This is a genomic window from Streptomyces sp. NBC_01351, from assembly GCF_036237315.1.
GTDB lineage: Bacteria > Actinomycetota > Actinomycetes > Streptomycetales > Streptomycetaceae > Streptomyces.
This window is the reverse complement of record NZ_CP108356.1, coordinates 1,324,712-1,347,497: the sequence shown is the minus strand read 5'-3', so window position 1 is coordinate 1,347,497 and position 22,786 is coordinate 1,324,712. Positions and strand designations below refer to the sequence as shown.

Sequence of the window (22,786 nt, the reverse complement as noted above, 5' to 3'; positions counted from 1 at the left end):
GATGGCAATGCCACTGCGACAGTCCATCAGGGTCGGGACCTATCTTCTCGAACAGAAGCTCCGCAAGCGTGAGAAGTTCCCGCTGATCGTCGAATTGGAACCGCTCTACGCCTGCAACCTCGCCTGCGAAGGCTGCGGGAAGATCCAGCACCCGGCCGGGGTGCTCAAGCAGCGCATGCCGGTCGCCCAGGCGGTCGGAGCCGTGCTGGAGTCCGGCGCGCCGATGGTGTCCATCGCGGGCGGTGAGCCCTTGATGCACCCGCAGATCCACGAGATCGTCCGACAGTTGGTGGCGAAGCGGAAGTACGTCTTCCTGTGCACCAACGCGATGCTGCTGCGCAAGAAGATCGAGAAGTTCACCCCGTCCCCGTACTTCGCCTTCGCCGTGCACATCGACGGCCTGCGCGAACGCCACGACGAATCGGTGGCCAAGGAAGGCGTCTTCGACGAGGCGGTCGCCGCCATCAAGGAGGCGAAGAGGCGCGGATTCCGGGTCACCACCAACTCCACGTTCTTCAACACCGACACCCCGCAGACGATCATCGAGGTGCTCAACTACCTCAATGACGACCTGAAGGTGGACGAGATGATGATCTCGCCCGCCTACGCCTACGAAAAGGCCCCCGACCAGGAGCACTTCCTGGGCGTCGAACAGACCCGCGAACTCTTCAAGAAGGCCTTCGCGGGCGGAAACCGCAGGCGCTGGCGGCTCAACCACTCCCCGCTCTTCCTGGACTTCCTGGAAGGAAAGGCCGACTTCCCGTGCACGGCCTGGGCCATTCCGAATTACTCCCTCTTCGGCTGGCAGCGCCCCTGCTATCTGATGAGCGACGGCTACGTGCCCACGTACCGCGAACTGATCAACGACACCGACTGGAGCAAGTACGGCCGCGGCAAGGACCCGCGCTGCGCCAACTGCATGGCGCACTGCGGCTACGAGCCCACCGCCGTCCTCGCCACCATGGGATCCCTCAAGGAATCCCTCCGGGCGGCCCGCGAGACGGTGAGCGGCAACCGGGACAAGTCGGCATGACGGGGGAGGCGCGAGGGGGGAAGGGCTTCGACCTCGGAGCCCTGCTGGCCGCCCGCGGGGCGGAACGGTACGAGCTGCACGCCAGGCACCTCAACCACCAGCTTCCCCGCATGCTGCACACCATCGGTTTCGACAAGGTCTACGAGCGGGCCGAGGGCGCCCACTTCTGGGACGCCGAGGGCAACGACTACCTCGACATGCTGGCCGGCTTCGGGGTGATGGGCCTCGGCCGGCACCACCCCGTGGTCCGCCGGGCCCTGCACGACGTCCTCGACGCCCAGCTCGCCGACCTGACCCGGTTCGACTGCCAGCCGCTGCCGGGGCTGCTGGCCGAGAAGCTGCTCTCGTACAGCCCGCACCTGGACCGGGTCTTCTTCGGCAACAGCGGCACCGAGGCGGTGGAGACGGCCCTGAAGTTCGCCCGGTACGCCACGGGGCGGCCGAGGATCCTCTACTGCGACCACGCCTTCCACGGGCTGACCACGGGCTCGCTCTCGGTCAACGGGGAGAGCGGCTTCCGCGACGGCTTCGCGCCGCTCCTCCCCGACACGAGGATCGTGCTGGGGGACCTCGCCGCACTGGAGCGGGAGCTGCGCAAGGGCGACGTGGCCGCCTTCGTCGTCGAACCGATCCAGGGCAAGGGGGTCCTCGCGGCCCCGCCCGGCTTCCTGCTCGCCGCGCAGGAACTGCTGCACCGGCACAAGGCGCTGCTGATCGCGGACGAGGTGCAGACCGGGCTGGGACGTACCGGCGACTTCTACGCGTACCAGCACGAGCCGGGCGTGGAGCCGGACCTGGTGTGCGTGGCCAAGGCCCTGTCGGGCGGCTACGTGCCGGTCGGCGCGACCCTGGGCAAGGACTGGATCTTCAAGAAGGTCTACTCCTCCATGGACCGGGTCCTCGTGCACTCCGCGAGCTTCGGGTCCAACGCGCAGGCGATGGCCGCCGGGCTGGCGGTGCTCTCGGTCATGGAGGACGAGGAGATCGTGGCCAACGCCCGCGCGATGGGCGACCTGCTGCGCGGGCGGCTGGCCGCGCTCGTGGACGAGTACGAACTCCTCCACGAGGTCCGGGGGCGCGGACTGATGATCGGCATCGAGTTCGGCCGGCCGTCCTCACTGGGGCTGCGCGGCCGCTGGACGATGCTCCAGGCGGCCCGCAAGGGGCTCTTCGCGCAGATGGTCGTGGTGCCGCTGCTGCAGAAGCACCGGATCCTCACGCAGGTCTCCGGCGACCACCTGGAGGTCATCAAGCTGATCCCGCCGCTGATCGTGGACGGGCGGGACGTCGACCGGTTCGTCGGCGCCTTCCGCGAGGTCATGGACGAGGCGCACGGCGGGTCGGGGCTGATGTGGGACTTCGGCAGGACGCTGGTGAAGCAGGCGGTCGCCAACCGCTGACCGGAGCGGAGGGGGTGCGCCCGCGGCGCGCTCCCCTCCGGCCGGTGCGACGTCAGTCGAGCAGCCGCTCGCGGAGGCGGTCCCGGGTCTCCGGCGTGAGCCCGAGGCCCTGCGCCAGGTAGGGGTCCACGCCGCCCCAGGTCTCGTCGATGGTGTCGAACGCCGCGAGCAGGTATTCGGCGCGGGCGTCGAAGAGCGGGGAGAGGAGCTCCGTCACCTCGGGGGAGCGGGCCTCGGCGGACTCTCCGCTGCGGCGGACCCGGTAGCGGCGGTGCGGGGCGTTCGACTCCAGGTAGTCCGCGACGATCGCCTCGCGCTCGACGCCCAGCGCGAGCAGGGTGACGGCGATCGAGAGGCCGGCCCGGTCCTTGCCGGCGGCGCAGTGCAGGAGGGCCGGGACGCTGTCCTCGGCGAGGGCGTGCAGGACCCTGCCGTGCTCGGCGGTGCGGTTCTTGATGATCCCGCGGTACGAGTTCGCCATCCGGGCCGCGGCCTTCCCGCCGCCCAGGATCGAGCGGAGCTGCTCCAGGTCGCCGTCGCGGACCATCTTCCAGAACTCCCGGCCGTCGGCCGGGTCGGAGAGCGGGATGTTGACGTTCCGCACGCCGGGCAGTTCCACGTCCGGGCCCTCCAGCGCGTGGTCGGCGCCGTTGCGGAAGTCGAAGACGGTGTGGAGGCCCAGCGAACCGAGGAATTCTGTATCGGTTTCAGTGGCATGTGCGAGATGTCCGCTTCGGAACAGTCGTCCCGGCCTGACCCTTCGTCCGTCAGAAGTCGGCAATCCGCCCACATCGCGGAAATTGCGCACTCCGGACAACTCCGGCTCCCGTATCTGCTGGGTCAAGGGAACTCCTCCGCTTCGTCGTGCTCTCCGCGCTCGTCGGATGGGGCGCGTGTCCGAATTACACTACTTGGCTACAACTTGCCATAAGCGGAGGCGAGATCGGGCACGTCCCCGTGAGCCAGATCATACGGTGACCGTGAGTGCCTGATCGCGAAAGTCGAATGCCCGCGTCGGAGCGGTTGTTGGCAGCGGGGAATGGACGGAGGGTGACCGGAATTCAGCCGGTCCACCGCCTCTGTGATTCCGTCAGAAAATCCATGGCTTGTTCCCCGTGGCCGTTTGGGATTACGTTCGCGACCGATCCGGGTGGATCGCCTAATCCTGCCACCGCCCGGAAACCGCACCCGACCATTCACGCGCGGCAGGAGCGGGGGAACCAGGTAAGCCGCTGTCCCGGAACTCGGAGCCGGGACGGCTTGGGGTGAAGCCGTACATGTTCCGTTCATGTGCGGCCGGGCATCTCCAGTCCGAACCCGACAGCTCACCTCGCAGGCGCCGGAGAGGAATTCGCCATGCCTGCAAAGGGTAAGCACCGCCGCCCCAAGTCCCTTTCGATATCGCGCGGTTTCGCCGTCGCCGGAACCGGTGGAGCAGCCCTCGCGCTGCCCCTGATGGGCGCCGCCGGCGCCCACGCGGCCGGTGCCCCGGCCGCCGCGCCCGCCGCGGTGGCCGGCACGACCGCCGTGGCCCCCGTGGTGGCCCCGCAGGCCCCGGTCTCGCTCCAGGGCGCGACCGCCGCGCCGACCGTCTACACGGTCGTGCCGGGCGACTACCTCTCGAAGATCGCCGCCGAGCGCAACCTGTCCGGCGGCTGGGAGCAGCTCTACGCCGACAACCGCGAGGCCGTCGGCACCAACCCGTCGCTGATCCACCCGGGCCTGAAGCTGACCCTCGGCGGTGCGGGCCAGGCGGCTCCGGCCGACTCCGCGCCCGCTCCGAAGGCAGCCGCCCCGAAGACCGCGCCGAAGGCCGCCCCCGAGACGGCTCCGCAGCCGGCGAAGAAGGCCGCTCCGGCGCAGCAGGAATCCGCCGCCGAGGCCCCCGCCGCCAAGCAGTCCGCGACCGGGTTCGTGTCCCCGGTCGGCGGTGGCGTCTCCACCGCCTACAAGGTCGCCGGCAGCATGTGGTCCTCGGGCTACCACACCGGTGTCGACTTCATCGCGAGCTCCGGCACCACCGTCAGGGCGGTCGGCGCGGGCACCGTCGTCTCCGCCGGCTGGAGCGGCGCGTACGGCAACGAGGTCGTCATCCGGCACGCGGACGGCAACTACTCGCAGTACGCCCACCTCTCCTCGCTGTCCGTCTTCTCCGGCCAGAGCGTCACCGGCGGCCAGACCATCGGCCTGTCCGGTTCCACCGGCAACTCGACCGGCCCGCACCTCCACTTCGAGATCCGCACGGGCTCGTCCTACGGCTCCGACATCGACCCGCTGAGCTACCTCCGCTCGAAGGGCGTGAGCATCTGACGGCAGCCGCCGTCGGAGCGATGACACGCGTGAGGCCGGGACCCGAGGGGGGCCCCGGCCTCACGCGTACCCGTTCCAAATCCCCCGGGTGGTGAAGATCACGGCCCGTCAACCCCTCGTTACGTTGGCGTAGGTTGGTTACGGGAGTGAAGGATGTTGTCCCGTGGCAGCGACGACGACCAAACTCAAGACCATCGGCTCGTACGCGGCGATCGGGGACAGCTTCACCGAAGGCGTGGGGGACCCGGGACCCGGGGAAACGTATCTCGGCTGGGCGGACCGGCTCGCCGTGCTCCTGGCCGACGAGCACGGGGAAGACGAATTCCGGTACGCGAACCTTGCCGTGCGCGGCAAACTCCTCGACCAGATCGTGGCCGAGCAGGTCCCGCGGGCCAAGGCGCTCGCGCCGGACCTCGTGACCTTCTGCGCGGGCGGCAACGACATCATCCGCCCCGGCACCGACCCGGACGACGTGGCGGAGCGCTTCGAGGCGGCGGTCGCCGACCTCACGGGGGCCGTCGGCCGGGTGGTGATCACCACCGGTTTCGACACCCGGGGCGTACCGGTCCTCAAGCACCTGCGGGGCAAGGTGGCGACGTACAGCGTGCACGTCCGCGCCATCGCCGACCGCTTCGACTGCCCGGTGCTCGACCTCTGGTCGCTCAAATCCGTTCAGGACCGCAGGGCGTGGGACACCGACCGGCTGCACCTGTCGCCCGAGGGACACACCCGGGTCGCGCTGCGCGCGGCTCAGGTGCTCGGGCTGGACGTGCCGGCCGACCCCGACCAGCCGTGGCCGCCGGAGCGGCCGCGCGGCTCGGTCGACGTGACCCGGGACAACATCCAGTGGGCGCGCGAGCACCTGGCGCCCTGGATCGGCCGCCGGCTGCGCGGGGAGTCCTCGGGGGACCACGTGGAGGCGAAGCGCCCGGACCTGCTGCCGCTCTAGGACGCGGCAGGGGGGGGAGGGGACGACACGCACGGGGCAAGCGGAATCCTTCGGGGCCGGTGTGCGTTGGGATGGTCGTAGACCGACGAACGTCCTGACCGCACCGTCCCTGGAGGCGCCTTGACCGGCTCCCGTCCCTTGCGTCCCCGGCTGCGTGCCCTGCGGCCCGAAGCCTTCGGCGCGGACCCCTCAGGCGCCCGGCTGGAGCGGATCCGCCGCTCGCCGAACTTCGCCGACGGAATCTTCCAGAACCCGGTCGGGGCCCGGAACAGGCCCTCCGGCTCGATGGCGGAGTTCGCCAAGATCTACTTCCACCGGGAGCAGCGGGTCCGCAGGGCTCCCGCCGCGCCGATCCCGGTCTACCCGACCACGCTCGCGGAGCTGGCGAAGCCGCCGGTCAGCGGCCTGCGCCTGACCTGGATGGGCCACTCCAGCGTGCTCGCGGAGATCGACGGGCGCCGGGTGCTGTTCGACCCGGTCTGGGGCGAGCGGTGCTCCCCCTTCCCCTTCGCCGGGCCCAAGCGGCTGCACCCCGTACCGGTCCCGCTGGCCTCCCTCGGCGCTGTGGACGTGGTGGTCATCTCGCACGACCACTACGACCACCTCGACCTGCCGACGATCAAGGCGCTGGCCGGTACGGACACGGTCTTCGCCGTCCCGCTGGGCGTCGGCGCGCACCTGGAGCGCTGGGGCGTCCCGGCCGACCGGCTGCACGAGCTGGACTGGAACGAGACCACCAAGATCGCCGGGCTCTCCCTGACCGCGACCCCCGCCCGGCACTTCTGTGGCCGCGGCCTGCGCAACCAGCAGCACACCCTGTGGGCGTCCTGGGTGGTCGCGGGAGACGAGCACCGGATCTACCACAGCGGGGACACCGGCTACTTCCCGGGCTTCGAGGAGATCGGCGCCGAGCACGGCCCCTTCGACGCCACGATGATCCAGATCGGCGCCTACTCGGAGTACTGGCCCGACATCCACATGACCCCGGAGGAGGGCATGCGCGCCCACCTCGACCTCCAGGGCGGCGTTCCGCACGGTGTGATGCTGCCGATCCACTGGGGCACCTTCAACCTGGCCCTGCACCCGTGGGACGAGCCCGGTGAGGGAACCGTCGCCGCCGCCGAGGCGGCGGGGGCGGCCGTGGCCCTGCCGATCCCGGGCCAGCCGTTCGAACCCGGCGCGGCCGACGCCCCCGACCAGGCGTGGTGGCGTCCCTTCGTGGCGGCCGGATCGGCCCCCGTGCTGTCGGCGGGATCCGCCCCGGTGGCCGCGAAGGCCCCGGCCGCGGCGCCCGCCCCGGCGGGGCGGGGCGAGCCGGAGGCCGTGGGTACGTAGACGGGAGCCGTCCCCGAGGCTCTGAGGGGTGTCCGGCGGGCGCGCCCGAGGCGTTGCGCCCGGCGGATGGCCCGGCGGGCGGTCCGGCGGGCGGCCCGGCCGGCGTGTCGGCCTCGCGGGCGCACTCCTGCCGGGCCGCGGGCGTACGCGCTCCCGGCGCATTCGGGCTGTCGTGCGAGCGCTCCACCGGGAGCGGGAAGCACCCCCGCCAAGTTCCTCAACTGGCCGTCCGGGGCGGGACGGTGCGGTCTAGCGTGGGTATCCGGTGATCAACACCGGGCCCCGGGAACGCTGGGGGCCGGGCCCCACGTACCGAGGACGCAGATGTCCGGACTCCGCGCAGCCCGCCACGCCCCGTCGAGACACGCCGCCACCGGCCCCGGCCGGCAGATACGGCCCCAGCTGATCCGCTCCGCCGTGCTGCCCACGCTCGCCGCCGGGCTCAGCGGGGCCGCCGCCGTGATCTTCACCCTGCAGCTCGGCGGGGGCGCCGGGGACCGGGACGCCCGGCTGTGGCCGGTGCTCACCGGCTGCGCCCTGCTGGTGGTCGGCGCCCTCGCGGCGGCGCTGCTCGGGGCCCAGCGCACCGCCAAGGCCGTCCGTGACCGGTGCGAGGCCCTGCGCCGCTCCAGCGTGCGCGGCCGCCAGGAGCTGCGCACCGTCGCCGACCGGCTGGAGCGGGGCGAGACCCCGCCGTGTACGGTCCGCGGCGGCGGCCCGACGGGGCCCGGGCTCGGCGGGGACCCGGCGGGGATCGACGAGTTCTGGCTGCTCTCGCAGGAGCTGCGCGCCGCCCGCGAGCAGGCGCACCTGACGCTCGTACGGCTGGCCGGACCGGCGGCGCCCTCGGACAGCGAGCGGAAGGTGGAGGTCTTCGTCAACCTCGCGCGCCGGCTGCAGTCCCTCGTGCACCGCGAGATCTCACTGCTGGACGACCTGGAGGACACGGTCGAGGACCCGGACCTGCTCAGGGAGCTCTTCCACGTCGACCACCTCGCCACCCGCATCCGCCGCCACGCCGAGAACCTTGCCGTGCTCGGGGGCGCCGCGAGCCGCCGCCAGTGGACGCGGCCCATCGACCTGAGCGAAGTGCTGCGCTCCTCCGTCGCGGAGGTCGAGCAGTACACCCGGGTCAAGGTGGTGCCCCCGGCGGGCGGCAGCGTGCGCGGGCACGCCGTCGCGGACGTGGTGCACCTGCTGGCCGAACTGGTCGAGAACGCCACGGTGTTCTCCGCCCCCGACACCGATGTGGTGCTGCGCGCCGAACGGGTCACCGCCGGGATCGCGGTCGAGGTGGAGGACCGGGGGCTGGGCATGCCGGCCGAGGAACAGCACCGGATGAACGCCCTGCTCGGCGACCCCGACCAGATCAGCGTCCGGCACCTGCTCGCCGACGGGCGGATCGGGTTGTACGTGGTCTCGGCGCTGGCCCGTCGGCACGGGATCGCCGTCGAACTGAAGTCGAACATCTACGGCGGGGTGCTCGCGGTGCTGGTGCTGCCGCAGGAACTCTTGGGCGCGGCCGCCGCCACCCAGACGACGGCGCCACCGCCGCCCCGCCTGGAGCCGGTCCCCATGCCGACCCCGCCCCCGTCCTGGGCGCCCGCCAGTGCCCCGGACCCTGCCGGGCCGTCCAGGACCCCCGATGCAGCCTGGGCCTCCGCCACCGCGGACCCTGTCGGGGCCGCCACGCCTCCGGAGCGCGACAGGGCCTCCGCCGCCGCGAACCCTGTCCGGGCCGCCACGCCTCCGGACCGGGCCGGGGCCTCGGCCGCCTTCGACCTTGCCCGGCCCGCCACCGCTCCGGACCAGGACGGGGCCTCCGCTGCTCCGGAGCGGCCCGTACCGGAGAGCGACCCCGTGCCCGGGTACGGTTCCGCGCCCCTGTCCGGCTCCGCGCCCGTTTCCGCAGCCGGGACCGGCCCCGGCCCTGCGGCCGCACACCTGCCCGCGCCCCGTACCGGGGTCGAGGCGCCCCCACCGCTGCCGGTGCGGCGGGCCGGAGCCACGGCCTCGGCACCCTCCCCGACCGCAGCGGCGGCCGAGAGGGGTGGGGACGGGCGGCGGCCCGAGCTGCCTCGGCGGCGGGCGCAGCAGCATCTCGCGCCCCAGCTGCGCGAGGCGCCCGCGCCCCGGCGGGCCGTGGACGACGCCGAGCAGCAGCCCGTGCACGACCCCGGCCTGATGGCCGCCTTCCAGCGGGGCTTCGGCCTCGCGCAGTCGGAGAACCAGGCATGACCCGGACCTCCCCGGTCCGGATCCCGATGCAGATCCCGGTCCGGATCCCGATCCGGATTCAGACCCCTCACCTCGGCAAGGAGCGCACCCCCATGGGCGGCGAAGTGGCGACCAAGACCGGCAGCCGGCTCTCGGACCTCGACTGGCTGCTCAGCGGCCTGGTGCAGCGCGTGCCGTACACGCGCAGTGCCGTACTGCTCACCGCCGACGGGCTCGTGACCTGCGTACACGGGCTGGACCCGGACAGCGCCGATCACATGGCGGCCCTCGCTTCCGGGCTCTACTCGCTCGGCCGCAGCGCCGGTGCCCGCTTCGGGGACGGCGCGGAGGTACGGCAGGTCGTGGTCGAGCTCGACACCGCGCTCGTCTTCGTCTCCGCCGCCGGCTCCGGCACCTGCCTGGCGGTGCTCGCCGACCGCGAGGCCGACGCCGGCGTGCTCGGGTACGAGATGGCGATGCTGGTCAAGAGCGTACGGCCGTACCTGGCGGCCCCGCCGCGGCGGCCCGCCGCCGACCCGGAGCGATGAGGGCCCGCGCGAGGGGGGCCTACGCGCGGGGAAGCTCGTACCGGGACACACCCTGGCTCGACGACTCGGCGGGCCGGGTGATGCGCCCGTACACGGCCAGCGGCGGCCGCACCCGGCCGGGCGTCGCGCTCGACCTGCTGTCTTTGGTGACCGCGACCGGTGTGCGGCCGCGCGTCCCGCTCGGGGCCGAGCACACCCTCGCGCTGCGGATCTGCGCCGGAACCGCGGCGGTCACGGTCGCCGAGGCGGCCGGGCAGCTGCGGCTGCCGGCGGCGGTGGTGAAGGTGCTGCTGGCCGACCTGATGGAACACGGGGCCGTCGTGGCCCAAGCGCCCCGGTTCCCGGTCCCCGCGGCCGGCGCCGGGCCGACGACCGTTCCTTTCCCCGGGATCGGCGGCGACGTGTACGCCGCCGCCGACCAGAACCTGCTCCGGGCGGTGCTCGATGGCCTACGCAAGCGACTGTGACACCCCGGCGACCGCGCCCGTGACCTTGAAGATCCTGGTCGCGGGCGGGTTCGGCGCGGGCAAGACCACCTTCGTGGGCGCGGTGAGCGAGATCGAGCCGCTGAGCACGGAGGAGCTGCTCAGCGACCTGGGCGCGGACGACGACCCGCTGTACGGCGTCGAGGGGAAGTCCACGACCACCGTCGCACTCGACTTCGGCCGGATCACCCTGGACGAGCAGCACGTCCTCTACCTCTTCGGCACGCCCGGCCAACACCGCTTCTGGTTCCTGTGGGAGGAGATGTGCGCGGGCGCCCTAGGGGCCGTGGTGCTCGCCGACACGCGCCGGCTCGCCGACTGCTTCCCCGCCGTGGACTTCTTCGAGCGGCGCGGGATCGCCTTCGTCCTCGCCGTCAACGAGTTCGACGAGGCCCACCGCTACGCGCCCGACGAGGTCCGCGAGGCGGTGGGGCTCGGGCCCGAGGTGCCCGTCGTACGGTGCGACGCGCGCCTGACCAGCTCCGGGACGGGCACGCTCGCCGCCCTCGTCCGCCATCTGCTGTGCCTGTCCAACGAGTCGGGGGAACCGCCATGACCTACTACGAATCGACCGGACACCTGCTGCTCACGCCCGTGGACCGGGAGGCGCCCGCGCGCGTCGTCCGGCTGCGCGAGCTGAGCCTGGGGGAGCGGACCGACCCCGAGCTCGACGCGTTCGCGCGCCGGGTGTCCGACGCCCTCGACGCTCCGTACGCGGGGGTCAACTTCATCGACGAGGAACGGCAGTTCTTCGCCGGCCTGCACCACACGGCCGCCGCCCCGGCGAGCGGCTACCCGGCGCGGGTCCTGCCCCGCGACCACGGCTACTGCCCGCACGTGGTGGTGCGCAGGCGGGCGCTGGTACTGGAGGACGTACGGGACTTCGCGCGCTTCGCGGGCAACGCGGTCGTCGACGAGAGCGGGGTGCGTTCGTACGTGGGCGCGCCGCTCACGGACCGGCGCGGGATCGTCCTGGGCACGGTCTGCGCGGTGGACGTGGTCCCCCGGCGCTGGGGCACGGAGGGTTTGGCCACGGCGAAGGCGCTCGCCGCGGAGCTGGTGGGACTGCTGCACGAGAGGGAGGACCGGCGGGCGTGAGCCCCGTCCGGGCGCGACTGTCGGTGGCGGGGTCTACGGTCGTGGGACGGGTTTCGCCGGTGCCTGGATCCGCCGGCGGCCGGAGAGGAGCCGCGGGATGGCCACGACCGCACAGGACGTCCGCACGATCGCGCTGTCGCTCCCGGACAGCAGCGAAAAGCTCGCCTGGGGCATGCCGACCTTCCGGGTGAGCGGGAAGATCTTCGTGTCCCTGGCCGACGACGACACGTCGATCGGGGTGAAATGCCCGAAAGAGGACCGGGCGGAGCTGATCGAGGCGGAGCCGGAGAAGTTCTTCGTGCGTGAGGGCCACGACGACAACTACGCCTGGCTCCGGGTCCGCCTGGCGGCGGTGCAGGACACGCACGAGCTGCGCGCCATCCTGACCGACTCCTGGCTCCAGGCCGCCCCGAAACGGCTGGCCGCCGCCCACCCGGAGCTGACCGCCGGCGACAGGGGCTGAGCGGGCCCCGGGAAAGGTGCGCGCGACCACCCCGCGAAGTGCGGTATTGTTCTCCTGCGCCTGCAACCAGGGGAAACCCCAGGTCAGCGGGCATCGGGACGTGGCGCAGCTTGGTAGCGCACTTGACTGGGGGTCAAGGGGTCGCAGGTTCAAATCCTGTCGTCCCGACTCGAAAGAGTCGCAGGTCAGAGGCCGTTTTGGAGCAATCCGAAACGGCCTCTTGATCGTTTTTGGGGACCAGTTGGGGACCAATGCGGTCAGTGCGGGTCAGACGGCGGTAACGGCCGTGACTGGCAGCGAACGAGGTGCACGGAGCACCATGAGGTGCGCAGACAGCGCGGCACCAGCTGCCGTGATCTGGCCGGCGTCGGGGTGCAGGTAGCGCTGAGTGGTGGTCAGCGAGCCGTGTCCAGCGATCTTGCGCAGGACATGCAGGGGGACGCCTGCGTCGGCGAACCAGGTCAGCCCGGTGTGGCGCAGGTCGTGTCGTCGAAGGTGTTCGAAGCCGAGTTCCGTGACGACGTCATCCCAGTGAGTGGCGTCGCGCAGGACCGCGGTGGAGATGCGACCGCCACGCGGTCCGAAGAAGATCCGGGCATCGGGGTCATTGCCGACGGCCAGCAGGCGTTGGGCCACCATCGGCCGTACCTCTTCGATGAGGGGTACCTTGCGGGCGCGCTTTCCCTTGGTGGCCTTGTCGACGAGCCCGCCTCGCGCGGGGGTGGTCTGCCGTCGTACGGTCCAGATCCAGTTGTCAATGTCGATGTCCTTGACGCGGACTCCGGAGACCTCACCGATGCGGGCTGCCGTGGATGCGGCGAAAGTGACCACGTCGCCCCAGCCCTGGTACTGGCCGTATGAGCGAGCGACCAGGGCCTTGACGAGGGCCTGCAGGGTCTCCCAGTCGGGCAGAGAGAGTGCGCGTGGGTCGTTCAGCTCGTCCTCGACCTGCTGGTACTGGCGCTGCCAGCCACTGACCCGGGCAGGGTTGACCTTGATGAGCCCATCGCGAACGGCCTGCTCCATGACACGCACGAGGACGGCGATGGTGTTCTTCACCGTGGAGCGGCTGAGCTCGTCTGCGATCCACCGGTAGACGGTACGGTCCACGGCACCGTTGGTGATCATCCGAACCGGCAGGTGCCCGAGGGAGGGCACTACGCGCAGACGCCAACCGGCCATATAGGGGTCGAGCGTCTTGAGTTCCAGCCCTCGAAGCGCGAGGTCCATGTTCGCGGTGCCGTAGTCGGCCAACGGCATGGTGGCAAGCGACGGGTTGATGCCGGCCTGGGCGGCCTCGACCAGGGCCGAGATCCACTCCTGAGCTTCGTCCTCGGTCTCCTTGGCCTCAGAGATGGACTTGCGGGACTTGGTCTCGGGGTCCCACCAGCGCACGCGTGCCCGGTAGGGCGAAGGGCGATTGGGCCGGTACTCGACATCAGCGGTGAGACGGACCCCGATCGGAACGGCTTCGACAGCGGCGGTGGGTGTCGCTATCGCCATGTCAGGCCGCCTGTTCGGGATCGACCCGGCGACTGCGCAGCCAGTGTTCGACGTCAACCGCGTTGTAGAGGGTGACGCGATCGGACACAGGGACGAACGGCGGCCCTTGCAGGGGGCGGCCAGTGCGCCAGCGACGGAGCGTGGAGGGATCGACGTTCAAGATGCCCGCGAGTTCATCGGTCGTTAGCCATTTGCCGGTGACCAGATCGGGGGAAACGTTTCGTCCGCTCTTCGCGGATTCTTGGGATGACATGGGGTCCTTGCGATGGCGCAGAACGCCGATCGGGCGAGTCGGTGCAAGAGACAGGTCGGTCACGCTCCCCTGGGTGGAGGAATGGTGGGACGACGACCATAGGGGGAACGTTTGAAAAGTCCAGCGAAATACCGCCGGATTCGCACACGGAGAACAACTCCGCTGGCGGGTGCGGCTGGCTGAGGGTCCATCCGAGGTACCGGTTGCTCTCGAGGATCTGTGGCTCACTGAGTGATCACTGCGCCCAACCGGACCATTCCGCCCTGAGGTGGAAGGCATCCCGTTCGGGCTGTGGCGTGGTGTTAGCTTGCTGGAAACGGTCTTGGGCGCCGTGGCGCTCCCGTAACAGAGCGGGGTTAGGGATTTCGAGATCGAAGCTGTGCCATCGGACGGCAAATACCCTTTCGACTAGGGGGAGGGAGTGGTGCGGTGGAGCTTCGATCATCTACGCGATCCCCGGTTTCCGAAACCGGGGATCTCCAGCTATATTCCACCGTGGATCGGCCGCAAAGCCGGGTAAATTGACCAACCGTCAGTCTTGGGTGTTGGCCGCAGGCTGATGGGTGACGTGGATCAGTTCCCTGCATTTCGCTACTTGGGGTGATCGGCACCGCATGAGGTCGGGCTCCGGCTGAATGGCCGCCCGGCAGGTTCTTCGTCCGCTGGTGGTACGGCGACGGCATCCGCGCTGACCAGTGAGAACGGCGGTACCCACGGCTTGTCATAGGGCGGTGGTCCGCAAAAGGTTCGGGTCTTGGTGCGCGCTGTTTTCCGTGATGCGGGCGAGGTCGAACCCCTTCCCGGGAGCGGGCTGCACACTTCCTCCAGCCGGTTCCGACCAGGTGGCGATGCCACTCTTCGCCTTGTTTGCCGACGGGTGGTTGCCGCCGCGCCCGGGTTGCTCAACGAGCGTTGCAACAGGATCTACCGCCGCCTGCGGGAGGCCGAGAATCGTGCCTACGGCACTTCGAAATGCACCAGCCCACCCGCCCCCGGCATGGCACCGCCCGGGGGCAACAACTGACGGAGGCCCGGTCATGCGCGCACGAGATCTTGCCGAGCCCTACCCCTTCGTCACCATGGACGACGACGCGATGGACGCGGCCCGCATGCTGGCCCAGCACTCGCTGCCCGCTCTCTTGGTCCTCGACTCCGATGGTCAGCCGTACGCCATCGTCCCCGGCCCCCAGCTCATCCGGCAGGTCCTCCCCACCTACATAGCCGAGGACCACTTGCTCGCTCCCTTTGTCGGGTAGCGCCACGCTGCCGAGTTCGTTGAGCGCTTGGCCGGGCTCACGGTCGCCGACTGGGCGCCCCACCGTCTCTATCCGCCGCCCGTCGTCGGGCCCGATGCGCACGCCGTGGAAGTTGCGGCTCTGATGGCCCGCACCCACAGCCCTCTGGTCGCCGTCATCGAACGCGATGGCGACGAGGTGATCCTGCTCGGCACGGATACAGCAGCCCGCCTCATGCAGCATTTCCTCGGGGCGGCGGCGTGAGCGGCGCCGCGTTCGTGCTGCCGGTGGTCATCACCGCCGCGCTGGTGATCAGGAGTGCGATCGGCGAACTCCGCAAGCCCGGCAGCGCCCGCAGGCAATGGGCGTTCGCTGCTGACCGCCGCGCGGTGGCAGGCGGTGCCACGGCGGCAGCGGCCACCGTTCTGATCGGCTGGAACCAGGCCGGACCCGCCGCACTCGCCTGGGCGCTCATCGTCGGGGCACTCACCGCCCAGTTAGTCCATCAGGGGACACCGCCGTGACCGTCACCAGGCCCCGATCGACGAGGAACCGCATGCCCGAACGACGCATCGGAGCCATCCTGGCCGCCGCGGGAGCGCTCCTGACGTTGGCCGGGGCAGTGATGTACCTCCTGCCCGGCCCGGGCTTTCACGTCCTCGTTATTGGCCTTGCCGCCCTGGTCACCGGTCTCGTGATGGCCGCGGCCGGCCACCGGCGCTGAACTGCACCACCGCCGGCGCAGGAGCCCTCATGCACCTGGCACTGGATCGGCTTGCCGTCTTCTCCCTGACCCTGCTGCCCGCCGACACCTGGCGCTCGTCGCCGACCGTATCCCGCGCCTGGCCGGCGCCGCGCCCTCGCTGCCACTGGCAGCGCAGGGCCGTGGCCGGATGCACGTACGCAGCCATCACCACCCGGCGAGCCATGATCGCCACCCCGTGATCAAATCCGCGAACCGCCCACGCTGTTCGCGAACAGTCCGCGCTGCCGGGCAGGGGTGCGGCTCAGCGGTCGTGGCGAGCGGCGCACCAGAGGCCGGCCGCGCATGCCAGAACGAAGGTGCAGACGGCCAACACCCAGGGGTTCTCGGCTTCGAGCAGGTAGAGAGTGGCGCCGCCCGCCGTGAGGACGCCCGCGAAGGCGAACAGCGGCGATGCTGGTCCTGCGGCGCGGCAGAGGCTCAGCACAGCGCTCCGGGCGAGGCTCGGTGAAAGGGCGAGGGCGGCATCAGGGACTCCAAGCGGCGGATGGGACGGCTGCCCTAGAGTCCCATGACCAGTGGCATGCAGAAAGATGCCCCTCGGGGTCAGTCCTCTGTACCGCCCCAGCCATCATCGTCTGGCCCCGGTCGTAAGCAGTGTGAATGGTCATGGCAACCGGGACACGCCGACCAGGATGGTTCCGGTGAGGAAGAGCCCAGCGCCCACTGCCATCAGCCAGCGGAGCGCGTCCCCTGTCGGGGAGAAGGCGAACACACCGAACACAAGGCAGAGGCTGCTTCCCGTCAGCACCTGGCCGAGACCATGCGGCACGGGACGTACGACCCGGGCGCGCTCCCATGGGTGGATCCACCCGGTGAGAAGCTCGACCACGCCACTTATCGCTATGGCCAGAGCAACCGCAGTGAACGCTCCCAGCCCCACATACTGCATCTCGCCTCCTCGGCGACCAAAGTGGACAATCCGTTGACCAGACGGGAGTACTGCCGCCCTGGAGGCCGTGAAGTCGTGATCTGCTGAGGCCCTCGAACGTCCACCCACGCCGTGGTCCCCTGACTGGGCGCCACCGCTGATCTTGACAAGGGCGAATGGCCGGTCTCGCGTTGCCCCGTGACCGGAAATGAATCACCGCTATCGGATCCGTCATGTGCCCGTCACCGGGCTGCTCCGGCGTCCGAGGAGTTCCGCGAGACCGCGCCGCGTGGCTGCGATCACCACGCGGTCCTGAGCCTTAAGGACGTAGCCGGGGTGGAGATCCCAGACGAGGCCCGGGAAGGAGTCGCGGTCACCGTCCGGCGTCGATGCCAGGTCCGGGCGCCGCTCCTCGGGAGCCGCGGTGTCGAGGGCGATGACGCGCCAGGCCCCCGGCCGGAAGGACTCCGCGACGGTCCTTCCTTCGAGCTCTCGGTGGCCGGTCACCTCCACCGCGGCGAACACCAGGACGCGGCGTTCCACGGGTATGGCCCCCAGGATCTGCCGGCCCATCATCGCTCCGGCGAAGGCGGGCGCCGCGAGGTGGGTGACGCTGCGGCTGCGGGTGAGGGCCTCGGGGTGGGCCGTGCGAAGGGTGCGGTACACGGCGGTCGCGAAGTCGTCGTCGTACAGGCGCAGAGCTACGCGTACGTCGGACCGTACGGATCGGGCGTACAGCACGGCTTCGAGGTTGGTGGTGTCGGAGCTGGTCAGGGCGAGCAGAGCCTGGGCCTTGTGGATGCGGGCGGTCTCCAGGACCCCTTCCTCGGTGACATCGCCCAGGACGACCGGTACGCGCAGGGTTCGGGCGAGGGCGACTCCGCGTGCGTCCGGGTCCGCTTCCACGCACACCACGGGGATGTGCAGTTCGCGCAGCCGGGCCAGGACACGCGTTCCGATCTTGCCCAGCCCGAGGAGGACCACGTGCCCCGTCAGGCCCCGGGGCGGACGCCGGAGCGCACCCGCGGTGCGGAAGGAGCCCAATGCCTCCAGGGCTGCCGCCACCAGGATCGGAAGGAGAAGCATTCCGGTCAGGCCGGCGAGGATTTGGAGGATCTGTCTTCCGGTTTGATCGTCGACGGCGGGATCGTTGATCGCGAAGATGTCCAGCAGGATCATGTAGGCGGCGTGCAGGGGATGGTCTCCGGTGACCCACCACCCCGCGACGGTCAGGGCGCCGACGGCGGCCACGAGTCCGGCCAGCGACCAGCGAAGCCGCTTGGAGAAGATCGATCCCATGGGAGGCGTCGTCGTGCTCAGCCGACGCGCGGCCGGCACGGGCCCTTCGTGGGTGACGGTCTCCAGTGCGATGATGCCGCGGCCGGTCGCTGCGGCCACCGCGCTGGCGTCGGGGAGTAGTTGGGGCCCTTCGCTCCCGCTGGCTTCCGAGCCTTCGCTGCCCGCGGGGTCGCTCGTGGTGGCGGACAGCAACGCCAGGGTGCACAGGCCCGGATCGGCTACCTGTCCTCGGCCCGGCGGTGTGCGTTCCACGGCACGCAGCAGCAGTCCGTCCGCCTGCACCACCTTGCTGGTCCCCGCGACGGCTGTCGCGGCCAGGGCGGGTGCCGCTGTGTCGGCGTCCGACAGCACGGTGGTCGACGAGTCCAGGTCCCGCAGGTCGATACCGGGCTCCGCGACGATCGACGCCTGGTCCAGCAGTTGTTCCAGATGCTGGCCCAGCTTGCGGTTGTACAGCCGGATTACCAGTCGCAGCCTGGGGTTGAGCCGACGCGCCACCAGTGCGGCTCGAACGTTGGTCTCGTCGTCCTCGTAGACGAGTGCGAGGGCGGCGGCGCTCACCACGCCGGCCGCGATCAGTACGTCTTCGTCCGGTTCCGTTGCCTCGAAGAACCGGATGCCCTGCGCGGCCGGGGGGTTGTCCGGGGACGGGGCGGGTCGGCTGCGGGCGGCCGGAACCCACCAGAGGAAGCGCCGGGCGAGCTCGCGGCCCTCTCCGTTGCGGGTGCCGGCCTGTGAGGCACTGCTCGGCGGGGTCACGAGGGTCACGTGCTCGCGGTAGACGCCCTCGAGTTCCGCAGCCAGTCGGTGGGCCAGCCCGTCGTCGCCGCAGACCACCATCCGCTCGGCGGACTGCGACTGTTGGCTGTATGTGGAGATCGACACGGCCCAAGGATGCGCTGCCCCTGTCATACCTGGCTCCTCATAGTTGTGGCCGTCTGGGCCGGATGGCCACAGACCGATCAGCAGGGAGACGTTGTCGTGGTGGCGTGCGACGGGAACGGTTGACGCTCACGCTGGGGGCGGTGATCGCGGCAGTGGCACGGACGGGTGTCGGCCTGTACCGCTCCAAGCCGTGGCACGCCCAATCCGGCAATCGGCGGAAAGACGAACCCTCAAGGCGTGATCCTGCCCGTCTTCGTCGCAGGGTGCATTGCCGATTTCCGGCAGCCTTTACGCGCTCTTGATGCCGGTTGCGGTGGACCGCAACCGGCATGGCACCCTTGGGCGGAGTCAAGAACACGTCAAGACTCATGGGGGAGCGCACGGTGGAGCGGACGGCTGCGGAGGAGTATCTGGCGGGATACAGAAAGATCCTGCTGGACGCCTGTGCCACCGGCCGCCGGCTCACCCGGGACGAGATCGAAGAGCGGCGGGCCGAGGGTGTGCAGGCGGCCGAAGCCGGCCTTGCGCTGCGAGAACTCGTCCGCGCCCACCTCGCCGAGGCGCGAACGGCGCAGGGTGCGCTGCCTGCCAGGAGCCGCGACCAGTTGCTGACCGTCGTCGAGCAGGCCGTCGACGCGTTCGCCGAAGGATATGAGCGGGCCCAAAGGCTCGCGGTGCGACAAGAGGAAGCCGCTCGGCGGGAGTTCATCGACGACCTCCTGTACGGCGGCGCCGACTTGGGCCGCCTCGCCGAACGCGCTGAGAGGTTCGGGCTGCGACTGTCACAGGCCCACGCGGTGGCGGTGGCCATAGGCCCGGAGCCGTATGGTGACGGCTATCCGGTCGCGCGCGGCATCGAGACCGCCGTCCTGGCCCGGTTCGGCGACCAGAGCACGCTCCTCACCACCAAGGACGGACGGCTCATCTGCGTGGCGCCGGGAGACAAGCCGGATGTTCTGGCGTTCTTCGCCAAGCAGGCGTATGCCGCAACAGACGGCGGCCGGGTTGCCGTCGGCCGCTCCCATCCAGGACCCGGTGGTGTCGTCCACTCCTATCAAGAGGCTCTGAACGCCCTCGACCTGGCGGACCGCATGGCACTGGATGACCCGGTGCTGCATGCCGCCGATCTGTTGGTCTACCCGGTGCTGGCGCGGGACCGGCAGGCCATGGCCGATCTGGTGGAGAGTACGCTCGGCCCGCTTCAGCAGGCTCGGGGTGGTGCGCAGCCCCTGATCGACACCCTCACCGCCTACTTCGACAGCGGCTGCGTGGCGGTGGAGGCAGCCCGAAGGCTCTCCCTCAGTGTGCGAGCCCTGACGTATCGTCTCGAGCGCATCCAGACCCTGACACACATCGACCCGGGTGAGCCGTCTCACCGCTACACCCTTCAGACGGCTGTCATCGGAGCCAGGTTGCTGGGGTGGCCGGCGAAGGAGTAGTGGCACCGATTCAAGCCGCCCCGCAACCGACAGGGCCGGCTGCCGGTCGGCGTTCCCCTTGCCCCTCGGGGGCTGGGTACTCGCCCGCGAACACGTGCTGCGTCGATCTCACTCCTCGGGCAGGCTTGCCAGGCGCGTGTACTCCACCATCTGCTCGCTGATACGCAACGCCGAGGAGCCCGAAGCGGACTGGAACAGACCGGTGGCAGCGACGGGAACGGACAGCAACAGCCAGGCGAGTACCACGCCCGGGTCCCGCTCGATGTTGCACTTCTCGTGCCGCTCTGAGTAGGCCACCCTTCTTTCCTCGCCGAGATTGTGGAAGGCCATTGACCTGCAAGAAATCTCTCCCCCGTACTTGCCGCCGCTCTCCGCGGTGAAGGGCACTAGCAACTGGTAGGCCATCCAAAGCCAGATCAGTGAAGCCACAGTCAACAGGCGTATGCCCAGGACTCTCTGGCGGTGGGCACGATGGCGGAACTCCCGGTCGTACGCCCGCGCTCTCAATGTTGTCATGGCACAGAACCTAAGCCCCGCCCCTATTTGCCAGAACAATCAGCCCCCATGGTGCGGACAGCGGACGATTCGCTCCGCTCCGGTCGGCCCGTGGACAGCACCTGTCAACGTGGGGAGTTCCGGAGCGGCTCTTGGGGATGCCAGTCCAGGGTGCAGGCATAGTGTGATGAACTGAAGATCGTTCGCCGTAGGTTGGGGAAAGGATGGCAGCCGATGAGACGGCTTTGGAAGTGTCCGATTCCGCAGATGCCGCACTGGGCCGTGCTGGGAAAGTGAGCCAGGACGCGGGCCGCATCGAGGCGTGGTCGATTGCGTGGATGATCATGGCCTTGGTGATCTGGGGATGGTTCGCCTTCCTGATGTTCGCCGACTACGGCCCCGAACAGGGGAGCCGCAGTTTTTGCCGGGGCCCGTTCGTCGAGCCGTCCCCCCAAGACCGATTCTGCCGCAGCGACGAGATGCGTCAGTGGCCCACGCTGCTGGGGATCCTCGCGTTGGCGGCCGTTGCGACCGTTACCGCTGCGGCGACCATGGTGTACTCCAAGGTCCTTTTCCGGTTGGCTCACGGCGAAGCGTCAGGCCCACGGTCGCAGGGCTGAGGCCTTGAGATCTGGCAGCGAAGCGCGCAGCGCGGACAGCACCACCGCCTACGACGGCTTCGGGCAGCCGATCCCCCTTCCCCGAAGCTCCGATTCCGCGGCCGATTTGCATCAACGGGTCCTTGACCGATGCGTTCGTGACCTGGTAGAGGCCCCGCAGATGGCTGGCCGATGGACCGGGGAGAGGGGCGGTCGGGGCTGCTGTGCACACTGGTGCCGGAAGTGGCACTCGGGTGAGTGGGGAGTGGAGGCACGGGTGGAGAACTGGGCATGGGCGCACCGACGGTGGTTGTGGGCTTCGGCATGTGTGCTGGCCGTACTGGTCATCGTCGGATTCTCGGTCCGGGCGCCGGTGAAGGACTGGTGGCTGGCCCGTGAGGCGTGCGGGGGCACGCTGGTCGGCAAGGACCTGGAAACGGTGAGGAAGGGAGTGGGGCTCGGGGCTCAGGAGGAGTCCTTCGAGGAGGAACGGGGCCGGTACCGCTGCGTGCTGGAGAGCGACCAGGGCAGGGTCGTGGTCGCCGTGAACGCCTACCTCGGCGGGGCGGAGCGGGACAAGGAGATGTCGTCCATCGGCAGTTCCCGTGCCCCGCACGCCGTACTGCCCGGCGGGCTTCCCGGTTTCGAGGACGAGAACAGCCTCGTCTACCTCATGCCCGAGTGTCCGCGCCGCGCCAGGGAGCCGTTCGGGGAACACCACAGGCTGCTGGTGAGCACTTGGACGTACTTCGCGAAGAGCCGCGAGGAGAAGGCGGCCATGCTGCGGCTCGCGGTGCGGATGGCGAACGAGATGACCGAGAAGCTCGGCTGCGGTGGTGAGCCGCTGCCCGCACCGAAGGACGGGGCGGTACCGGACAGGGGCACGTTTGTGCCCCGCGCCCAGGCGAAAGGCACCGCCTGCAACGCTCTGGCCACCACCAACGTCCCGGCAGAAGGCAGCGACGGACAGGTCCGTATCGCCATCGCCGATGGCGGAGTCGTCGGGCGCTGCACCTTGTACGCGCCGGGCAAGGCCGCCGAGGGGCACCAGGGTGGAGGTGCGCCGGGCAGGCCGCTCGTCGAACTCACCAGCTGGCGTGGCGATTGGGCCGGGAAGATGCGCGAGATGGGATCAGGCCCCGACCCGCTGCCGATGGGCACTGGCCGCGCCTGGAAGCCCGCGCTGACCGCGGACCGGGCGTGGGCCGTCGCCAAGTGCGGCGGTGAGAACGCCGGCTTCGCCGCGCATTGGGCCGAAGGCTACTCCTCAAGGGAAGAAGGCGCGAAGCCCGGGCCCTTGACGGAGGCCGAACGCAGCGAGCGGCGGTTGCTGTTGCGCGAGTACGTGGCCGCGTTCGCGGACGACCAGGCGCGGCGCGGCGGCTGTACGGGGTTGCAGACGCCGCAGATCCCTTGAGGTGTGCCACCCGCGCCCATCCTGGAGCCGAGCCGTACCGACCTCGGCAGCGTCGGCCCGACAAGTAGTGGCGGCCGCCGCCGTGGCCACCCTCGGGCTCATCACCGCATGAGCGGCGTTTCCCCAGCAGCCGTAGGTGCGGTGACAACACCTACGAGGAGACCACTGGCGTCACCCTGGCAGAGCTCC

General features: G+C 70.3%; 26 protein-coding genes, 1 tRNA gene and 1 riboswitch. Of the genes, 20 read left to right on the top strand and 7 right to left on the bottom strand.

Going from position 1 to position 22,786, the window contains the following annotated elements:
* Position 1: 1 nt before the first annotated feature.
* Both hpnH and OG625_RS06300 read left to right on the top strand, forming a co-directional pair.
* A complete protein-coding gene (gene hpnH / locus OG625_RS06305) occupies positions 2-1,033 on the top strand; it encodes an adenosyl-hopene transferase HpnH (protein ID WP_329377138.1) in 1,032 nt (343 codons plus the stop codon).
* Positions 1,030-2,433, top strand: a complete 1,404-nt coding sequence (locus tag OG625_RS06300) for an aspartate aminotransferase family protein (RefSeq protein ID WP_329377136.1) — start codon at positions 1,030-1,032, stop codon at positions 2,431-2,433. Before hpnH ends, OG625_RS06300 begins: the two co-directional genes overlap by 4 nt.
* Before the next feature lie 52 nt (positions 2,434-2,485).
* Here OG625_RS06300 and OG625_RS06295 read toward each other — a convergent pair whose 3' ends face one another.
* A complete protein-coding gene (locus OG625_RS06295; protein ID WP_329377135.1) occupies positions 2,486-3,277 on the bottom strand; it encodes a tyrosine-protein phosphatase in 792 nt (263 codons plus the stop codon).
* Between the two features lie 335 nt (positions 3,278-3,612).
* Positions 3,613-3,787: riboswitch (cyclic di-AMP (ydaO/yuaA leader) on the top strand.
* 2 nt (positions 3,788-3,789) lie between these two features.
* On the opposite strand from OG625_RS06295, the gene OG625_RS06290 reads away from it, so the two are divergent.
* The 10 genes from OG625_RS06290 (at position 3,790) to OG625_RS06245 (ending at position 12,006) form a co-directional block, all read left to right on the top strand.
* Positions 3,790-4,743, top strand: a complete 954-nt coding sequence (locus OG625_RS06290) for a M23 family metallopeptidase (RefSeq protein WP_329377133.1) — start codon at positions 3,790-3,792, stop codon at positions 4,741-4,743.
* Positions 4,744-4,906: 163 nt separating this feature from the next.
* Entirely contained in the window at positions 4,907-5,692 is a 786-nt protein-coding gene (locus OG625_RS06285; protein ID WP_329377132.1) for an SGNH/GDSL hydrolase family protein, read from the top strand.
* 120 nt (positions 5,693-5,812) lie between these two features.
* Complete coding sequence (locus tag OG625_RS06280; RefSeq protein WP_329377130.1) at positions 5,813-7,027, top strand: MBL fold metallo-hydrolase; 1,215 nt, start codon at positions 5,813-5,815, stop codon at positions 7,025-7,027.
* 324 nt (positions 7,028-7,351) lie between these two features.
* Positions 7,352-9,265, top strand: coding sequence for an ATP-binding protein (locus OG625_RS06275; protein ID WP_329377128.1), 1,914 nt, complete (start codon positions 7,352-7,354; stop codon positions 9,263-9,265).
* Between the two features lie 92 nt (positions 9,266-9,357).
* Positions 9,358-9,792 (top strand): roadblock/LC7 domain-containing protein, encoded by a 435-nt coding sequence (locus OG625_RS06270; RefSeq protein WP_329390470.1) that lies wholly within the window; start codon positions 9,358-9,360, stop codon positions 9,790-9,792.
* Positions 9,789-10,259: a DUF742 domain-containing protein gene (locus tag OG625_RS06265; protein WP_329377126.1), complete on the top strand. Its 471-nt coding sequence runs from the start codon at positions 9,789-9,791 to the stop codon at positions 10,257-10,259. Before OG625_RS06270 ends, OG625_RS06265 begins: the two co-directional genes overlap by 4 nt.
* Positions 10,237-10,833 carry a GTP-binding protein gene (locus OG625_RS06260; RefSeq protein WP_329377125.1) on the top strand — a complete coding sequence of 199 codons (597 nt, stop codon included), beginning with the start codon at positions 10,237-10,239 and terminating at the stop codon, positions 10,831-10,833. The genes OG625_RS06265 and OG625_RS06260 overlap by 23 nt, the downstream gene beginning before the upstream one ends.
* Positions 10,830-11,375, top strand: coding sequence for a GAF domain-containing protein (locus tag OG625_RS06255; protein WP_329377124.1), 546 nt, complete (start codon positions 10,830-10,832; stop codon positions 11,373-11,375). Before OG625_RS06260 ends, OG625_RS06255 begins: the two co-directional genes overlap by 4 nt.
* A 97-nt stretch (positions 11,376-11,472) precedes the next feature.
* Complete coding sequence (locus OG625_RS06250; protein ID WP_329377123.1) at positions 11,473-11,838, top strand: MmcQ/YjbR family DNA-binding protein; 366 nt, start codon at positions 11,473-11,475, stop codon at positions 11,836-11,838.
* 94 nt (positions 11,839-11,932) lie between these two features.
* Positions 11,933-12,006 (top strand) — tRNA-Pro (locus tag OG625_RS06245).
* Between the two features lie 99 nt (positions 12,007-12,105).
* On the opposite strand, the gene OG625_RS06240 is transcribed toward OG625_RS06245, so the two are convergent.
* Positions 12,106-13,341 (bottom strand): tyrosine-type recombinase/integrase, encoded by a 1,236-nt coding sequence (locus OG625_RS06240; protein WP_329377122.1) that lies wholly within the window; start codon positions 13,339-13,341, stop codon positions 12,106-12,108.
* 1 nt (position 13,342) lies between these two features.
* Entirely contained in the window at positions 13,343-13,657 is a 315-nt protein-coding gene (locus OG625_RS06235; protein WP_329377119.1) for a helix-turn-helix domain-containing protein, read from the bottom strand.
* A 974-nt stretch (positions 13,658-14,631) separates the two neighbouring features.
* Between OG625_RS06235 and OG625_RS06230 the strand changes: the two genes are divergently transcribed.
* From OG625_RS06230 to OG625_RS06210, 5 genes are read left to right on the top strand one after another with little or no spacing between them, the layout of a single operon-like run.
* Positions 14,632-14,850 carry a hypothetical protein gene (locus OG625_RS06230; RefSeq protein ID WP_329377117.1) on the top strand — a complete coding sequence of 73 codons (219 nt, stop codon included), beginning with the start codon at positions 14,632-14,634 and terminating at the stop codon, positions 14,848-14,850.
* Between the two features lie 27 nt (positions 14,851-14,877).
* Positions 14,878-15,093 (top strand): hypothetical protein, encoded by a 216-nt coding sequence (locus OG625_RS06225; RefSeq protein ID WP_329377115.1) that lies wholly within the window; start codon positions 14,878-14,880, stop codon positions 15,091-15,093.
* Entirely contained in the window at positions 15,090-15,353 is a 264-nt protein-coding gene (locus OG625_RS06220) for a hypothetical protein (protein WP_329377113.1), read from the top strand. The genes OG625_RS06225 and OG625_RS06220 overlap by 4 nt, the downstream gene beginning before the upstream one ends.
* 32 nt (positions 15,354-15,385) lie before the next feature.
* Positions 15,386-15,553, top strand: coding sequence for a PGPGW domain-containing protein (locus OG625_RS06215; RefSeq protein ID WP_329377111.1), 168 nt, complete (start codon positions 15,386-15,388; stop codon positions 15,551-15,553).
* Positions 15,554-15,582: 29 nt separating this feature from the next.
* Entirely contained in the window at positions 15,583-15,774 is a 192-nt protein-coding gene (locus tag OG625_RS06210; protein ID WP_329377110.1) for a hypothetical protein, read from the top strand.
* Positions 15,775-15,836: 62 nt separating this feature from the next.
* Here the strand turns inward: OG625_RS06210 and OG625_RS06205 are convergent, their stop codons facing one another.
* The 3 genes from OG625_RS06205 to OG625_RS06195 all read right to left on the bottom strand — a co-directional run bounded on the left by OG625_RS06205 (position 15,837) and on the right by OG625_RS06195 (position 18,602).
* Positions 15,837-16,019, bottom strand: coding sequence for a hypothetical protein (locus tag OG625_RS06205; protein WP_329377108.1), 183 nt, complete (start codon positions 16,017-16,019; stop codon positions 15,837-15,839).
* A 180-nt stretch (positions 16,020-16,199) separates the two neighbouring features.
* Positions 16,200-16,484, bottom strand: coding sequence for a hypothetical protein (locus tag OG625_RS06200; protein ID WP_329377106.1), 285 nt, complete (start codon positions 16,482-16,484; stop codon positions 16,200-16,202).
* A 210-nt stretch (positions 16,485-16,694) separates the two neighbouring features.
* The gene (locus tag OG625_RS06195; RefSeq protein WP_329390468.1) at positions 16,695-18,602 is read right to left on the bottom strand and encodes an NAD-binding protein; all 1,908 of its coding nucleotides are present in this window, start codon (positions 18,600-18,602) and stop codon (positions 16,695-16,697) included.
* A 413-nt stretch (positions 18,603-19,015) separates the two neighbouring features.
* On the opposite strand from OG625_RS06195, the gene OG625_RS06190 reads away from it, so the two are divergent.
* Positions 19,016-20,086 (top strand): PucR family transcriptional regulator, encoded by a 1,071-nt coding sequence (locus tag OG625_RS06190; RefSeq protein WP_266820302.1) that lies wholly within the window; start codon positions 19,016-19,018, stop codon positions 20,084-20,086.
* Positions 20,087-20,194: 108 nt separating this feature from the next.
* On the opposite strand, the gene OG625_RS06185 is transcribed toward OG625_RS06190, so the two are convergent.
* Entirely contained in the window at positions 20,195-20,602 is a 408-nt protein-coding gene (locus OG625_RS06185) for a hypothetical protein (protein WP_329377102.1), read from the bottom strand.
* Positions 20,603-20,805: 203 nt separating this feature from the next.
* On the opposite strand from OG625_RS06185, the gene OG625_RS06180 reads away from it, so the two are divergent.
* Complete coding sequence (locus tag OG625_RS06180; protein WP_329377100.1) at positions 20,806-21,201, top strand: hypothetical protein; 396 nt, start codon at positions 20,806-20,808, stop codon at positions 21,199-21,201.
* 256 nt (positions 21,202-21,457) lie between these two features.
* Positions 21,458-22,597 carry a hypothetical protein gene (locus OG625_RS06175; RefSeq protein ID WP_329377098.1) on the top strand — a complete coding sequence of 380 codons (1,140 nt, stop codon included), beginning with the start codon at positions 21,458-21,460 and terminating at the stop codon, positions 22,595-22,597.
* Positions 22,598-22,786: the final 189 nt, after the last annotated feature.

Excerpts from the sequence above, each read along its gene's own strand:
- hpnH (WP_329377138.1), top strand. The coding sequence starts at position 2 with ATGGCAATGCCACTGCGACAGTCCATCAGGGTCGGGACCTATCTTCTC.
- OG625_RS06300 (WP_329377136.1), top strand. The coding sequence starts at position 1,030 with ATGACGGGGGAGGCGCGAGGGGGGAAGGGCTTCGACCTCGGAGCCCTG.
- OG625_RS06290 (WP_329377133.1), top strand. The coding sequence starts at position 3,790 with ATGCCTGCAAAGGGTAAGCACCGCCGCCCCAAGTCCCTTTCGATATCG.
- OG625_RS06275 (WP_329377128.1), top strand. The coding sequence starts at position 7,352 with ATGTCCGGACTCCGCGCAGCCCGCCACGCCCCGTCGAGACACGCCGCC.
- OG625_RS06270 (WP_329390470.1), top strand. The coding sequence starts at position 9,358 with ATGGGCGGCGAAGTGGCGACCAAGACCGGCAGCCGGCTCTCGGACCTC.
- OG625_RS06265 (WP_329377126.1), top strand. The coding sequence starts at position 9,789 with ATGAGGGCCCGCGCGAGGGGGGCCTACGCGCGGGGAAGCTCGTACCGG.
- OG625_RS06260 (WP_329377125.1), top strand. The coding sequence starts at position 10,237 with ATGGCCTACGCAAGCGACTGTGACACCCCGGCGACCGCGCCCGTGACC.
- OG625_RS06255 (WP_329377124.1), top strand. The coding sequence starts at position 10,830 with ATGACCTACTACGAATCGACCGGACACCTGCTGCTCACGCCCGTGGAC.
- OG625_RS06250 (WP_329377123.1), top strand. The coding sequence starts at position 11,473 with ATGGCCACGACCGCACAGGACGTCCGCACGATCGCGCTGTCGCTCCCG.
- OG625_RS06240 (WP_329377122.1), bottom strand. The coding sequence starts at position 13,341 with ATGGCGATAGCGACACCCACCGCCGCTGTCGAAGCCGTTCCGATCGGG.
- OG625_RS06230 (WP_329377117.1), top strand. The coding sequence starts at position 14,632 with ATGCGCGCACGAGATCTTGCCGAGCCCTACCCCTTCGTCACCATGGAC.
- OG625_RS06215 (WP_329377111.1), top strand. The coding sequence starts at position 15,386 with ATGCCCGAACGACGCATCGGAGCCATCCTGGCCGCCGCGGGAGCGCTC.
- OG625_RS06210 (WP_329377110.1), top strand. The coding sequence starts at position 15,583 with ATGCACCTGGCACTGGATCGGCTTGCCGTCTTCTCCCTGACCCTGCTG.
- OG625_RS06200 (WP_329377106.1), bottom strand. The coding sequence starts at position 16,484 with ATGCAGTATGTGGGGCTGGGAGCGTTCACTGCGGTTGCTCTGGCCATA.
- OG625_RS06195 (WP_329390468.1), bottom strand. The coding sequence starts at position 18,602 with ATGGTGGTCTGCGGCGACGACGGGCTGGCCCACCGACTGGCTGCGGAA.
- OG625_RS06190 (WP_266820302.1), top strand. The coding sequence starts at position 19,016 with ATGGGGGAGCGCACGGTGGAGCGGACGGCTGCGGAGGAGTATCTGGCG.
- OG625_RS06185 (WP_329377102.1), bottom strand. The coding sequence starts at position 20,602 with ATGACAACATTGAGAGCGCGGGCGTACGACCGGGAGTTCCGCCATCGT.
- OG625_RS06180 (WP_329377100.1), top strand. The coding sequence starts at position 20,806 with ATGGCAGCCGATGAGACGGCTTTGGAAGTGTCCGATTCCGCAGATGCC.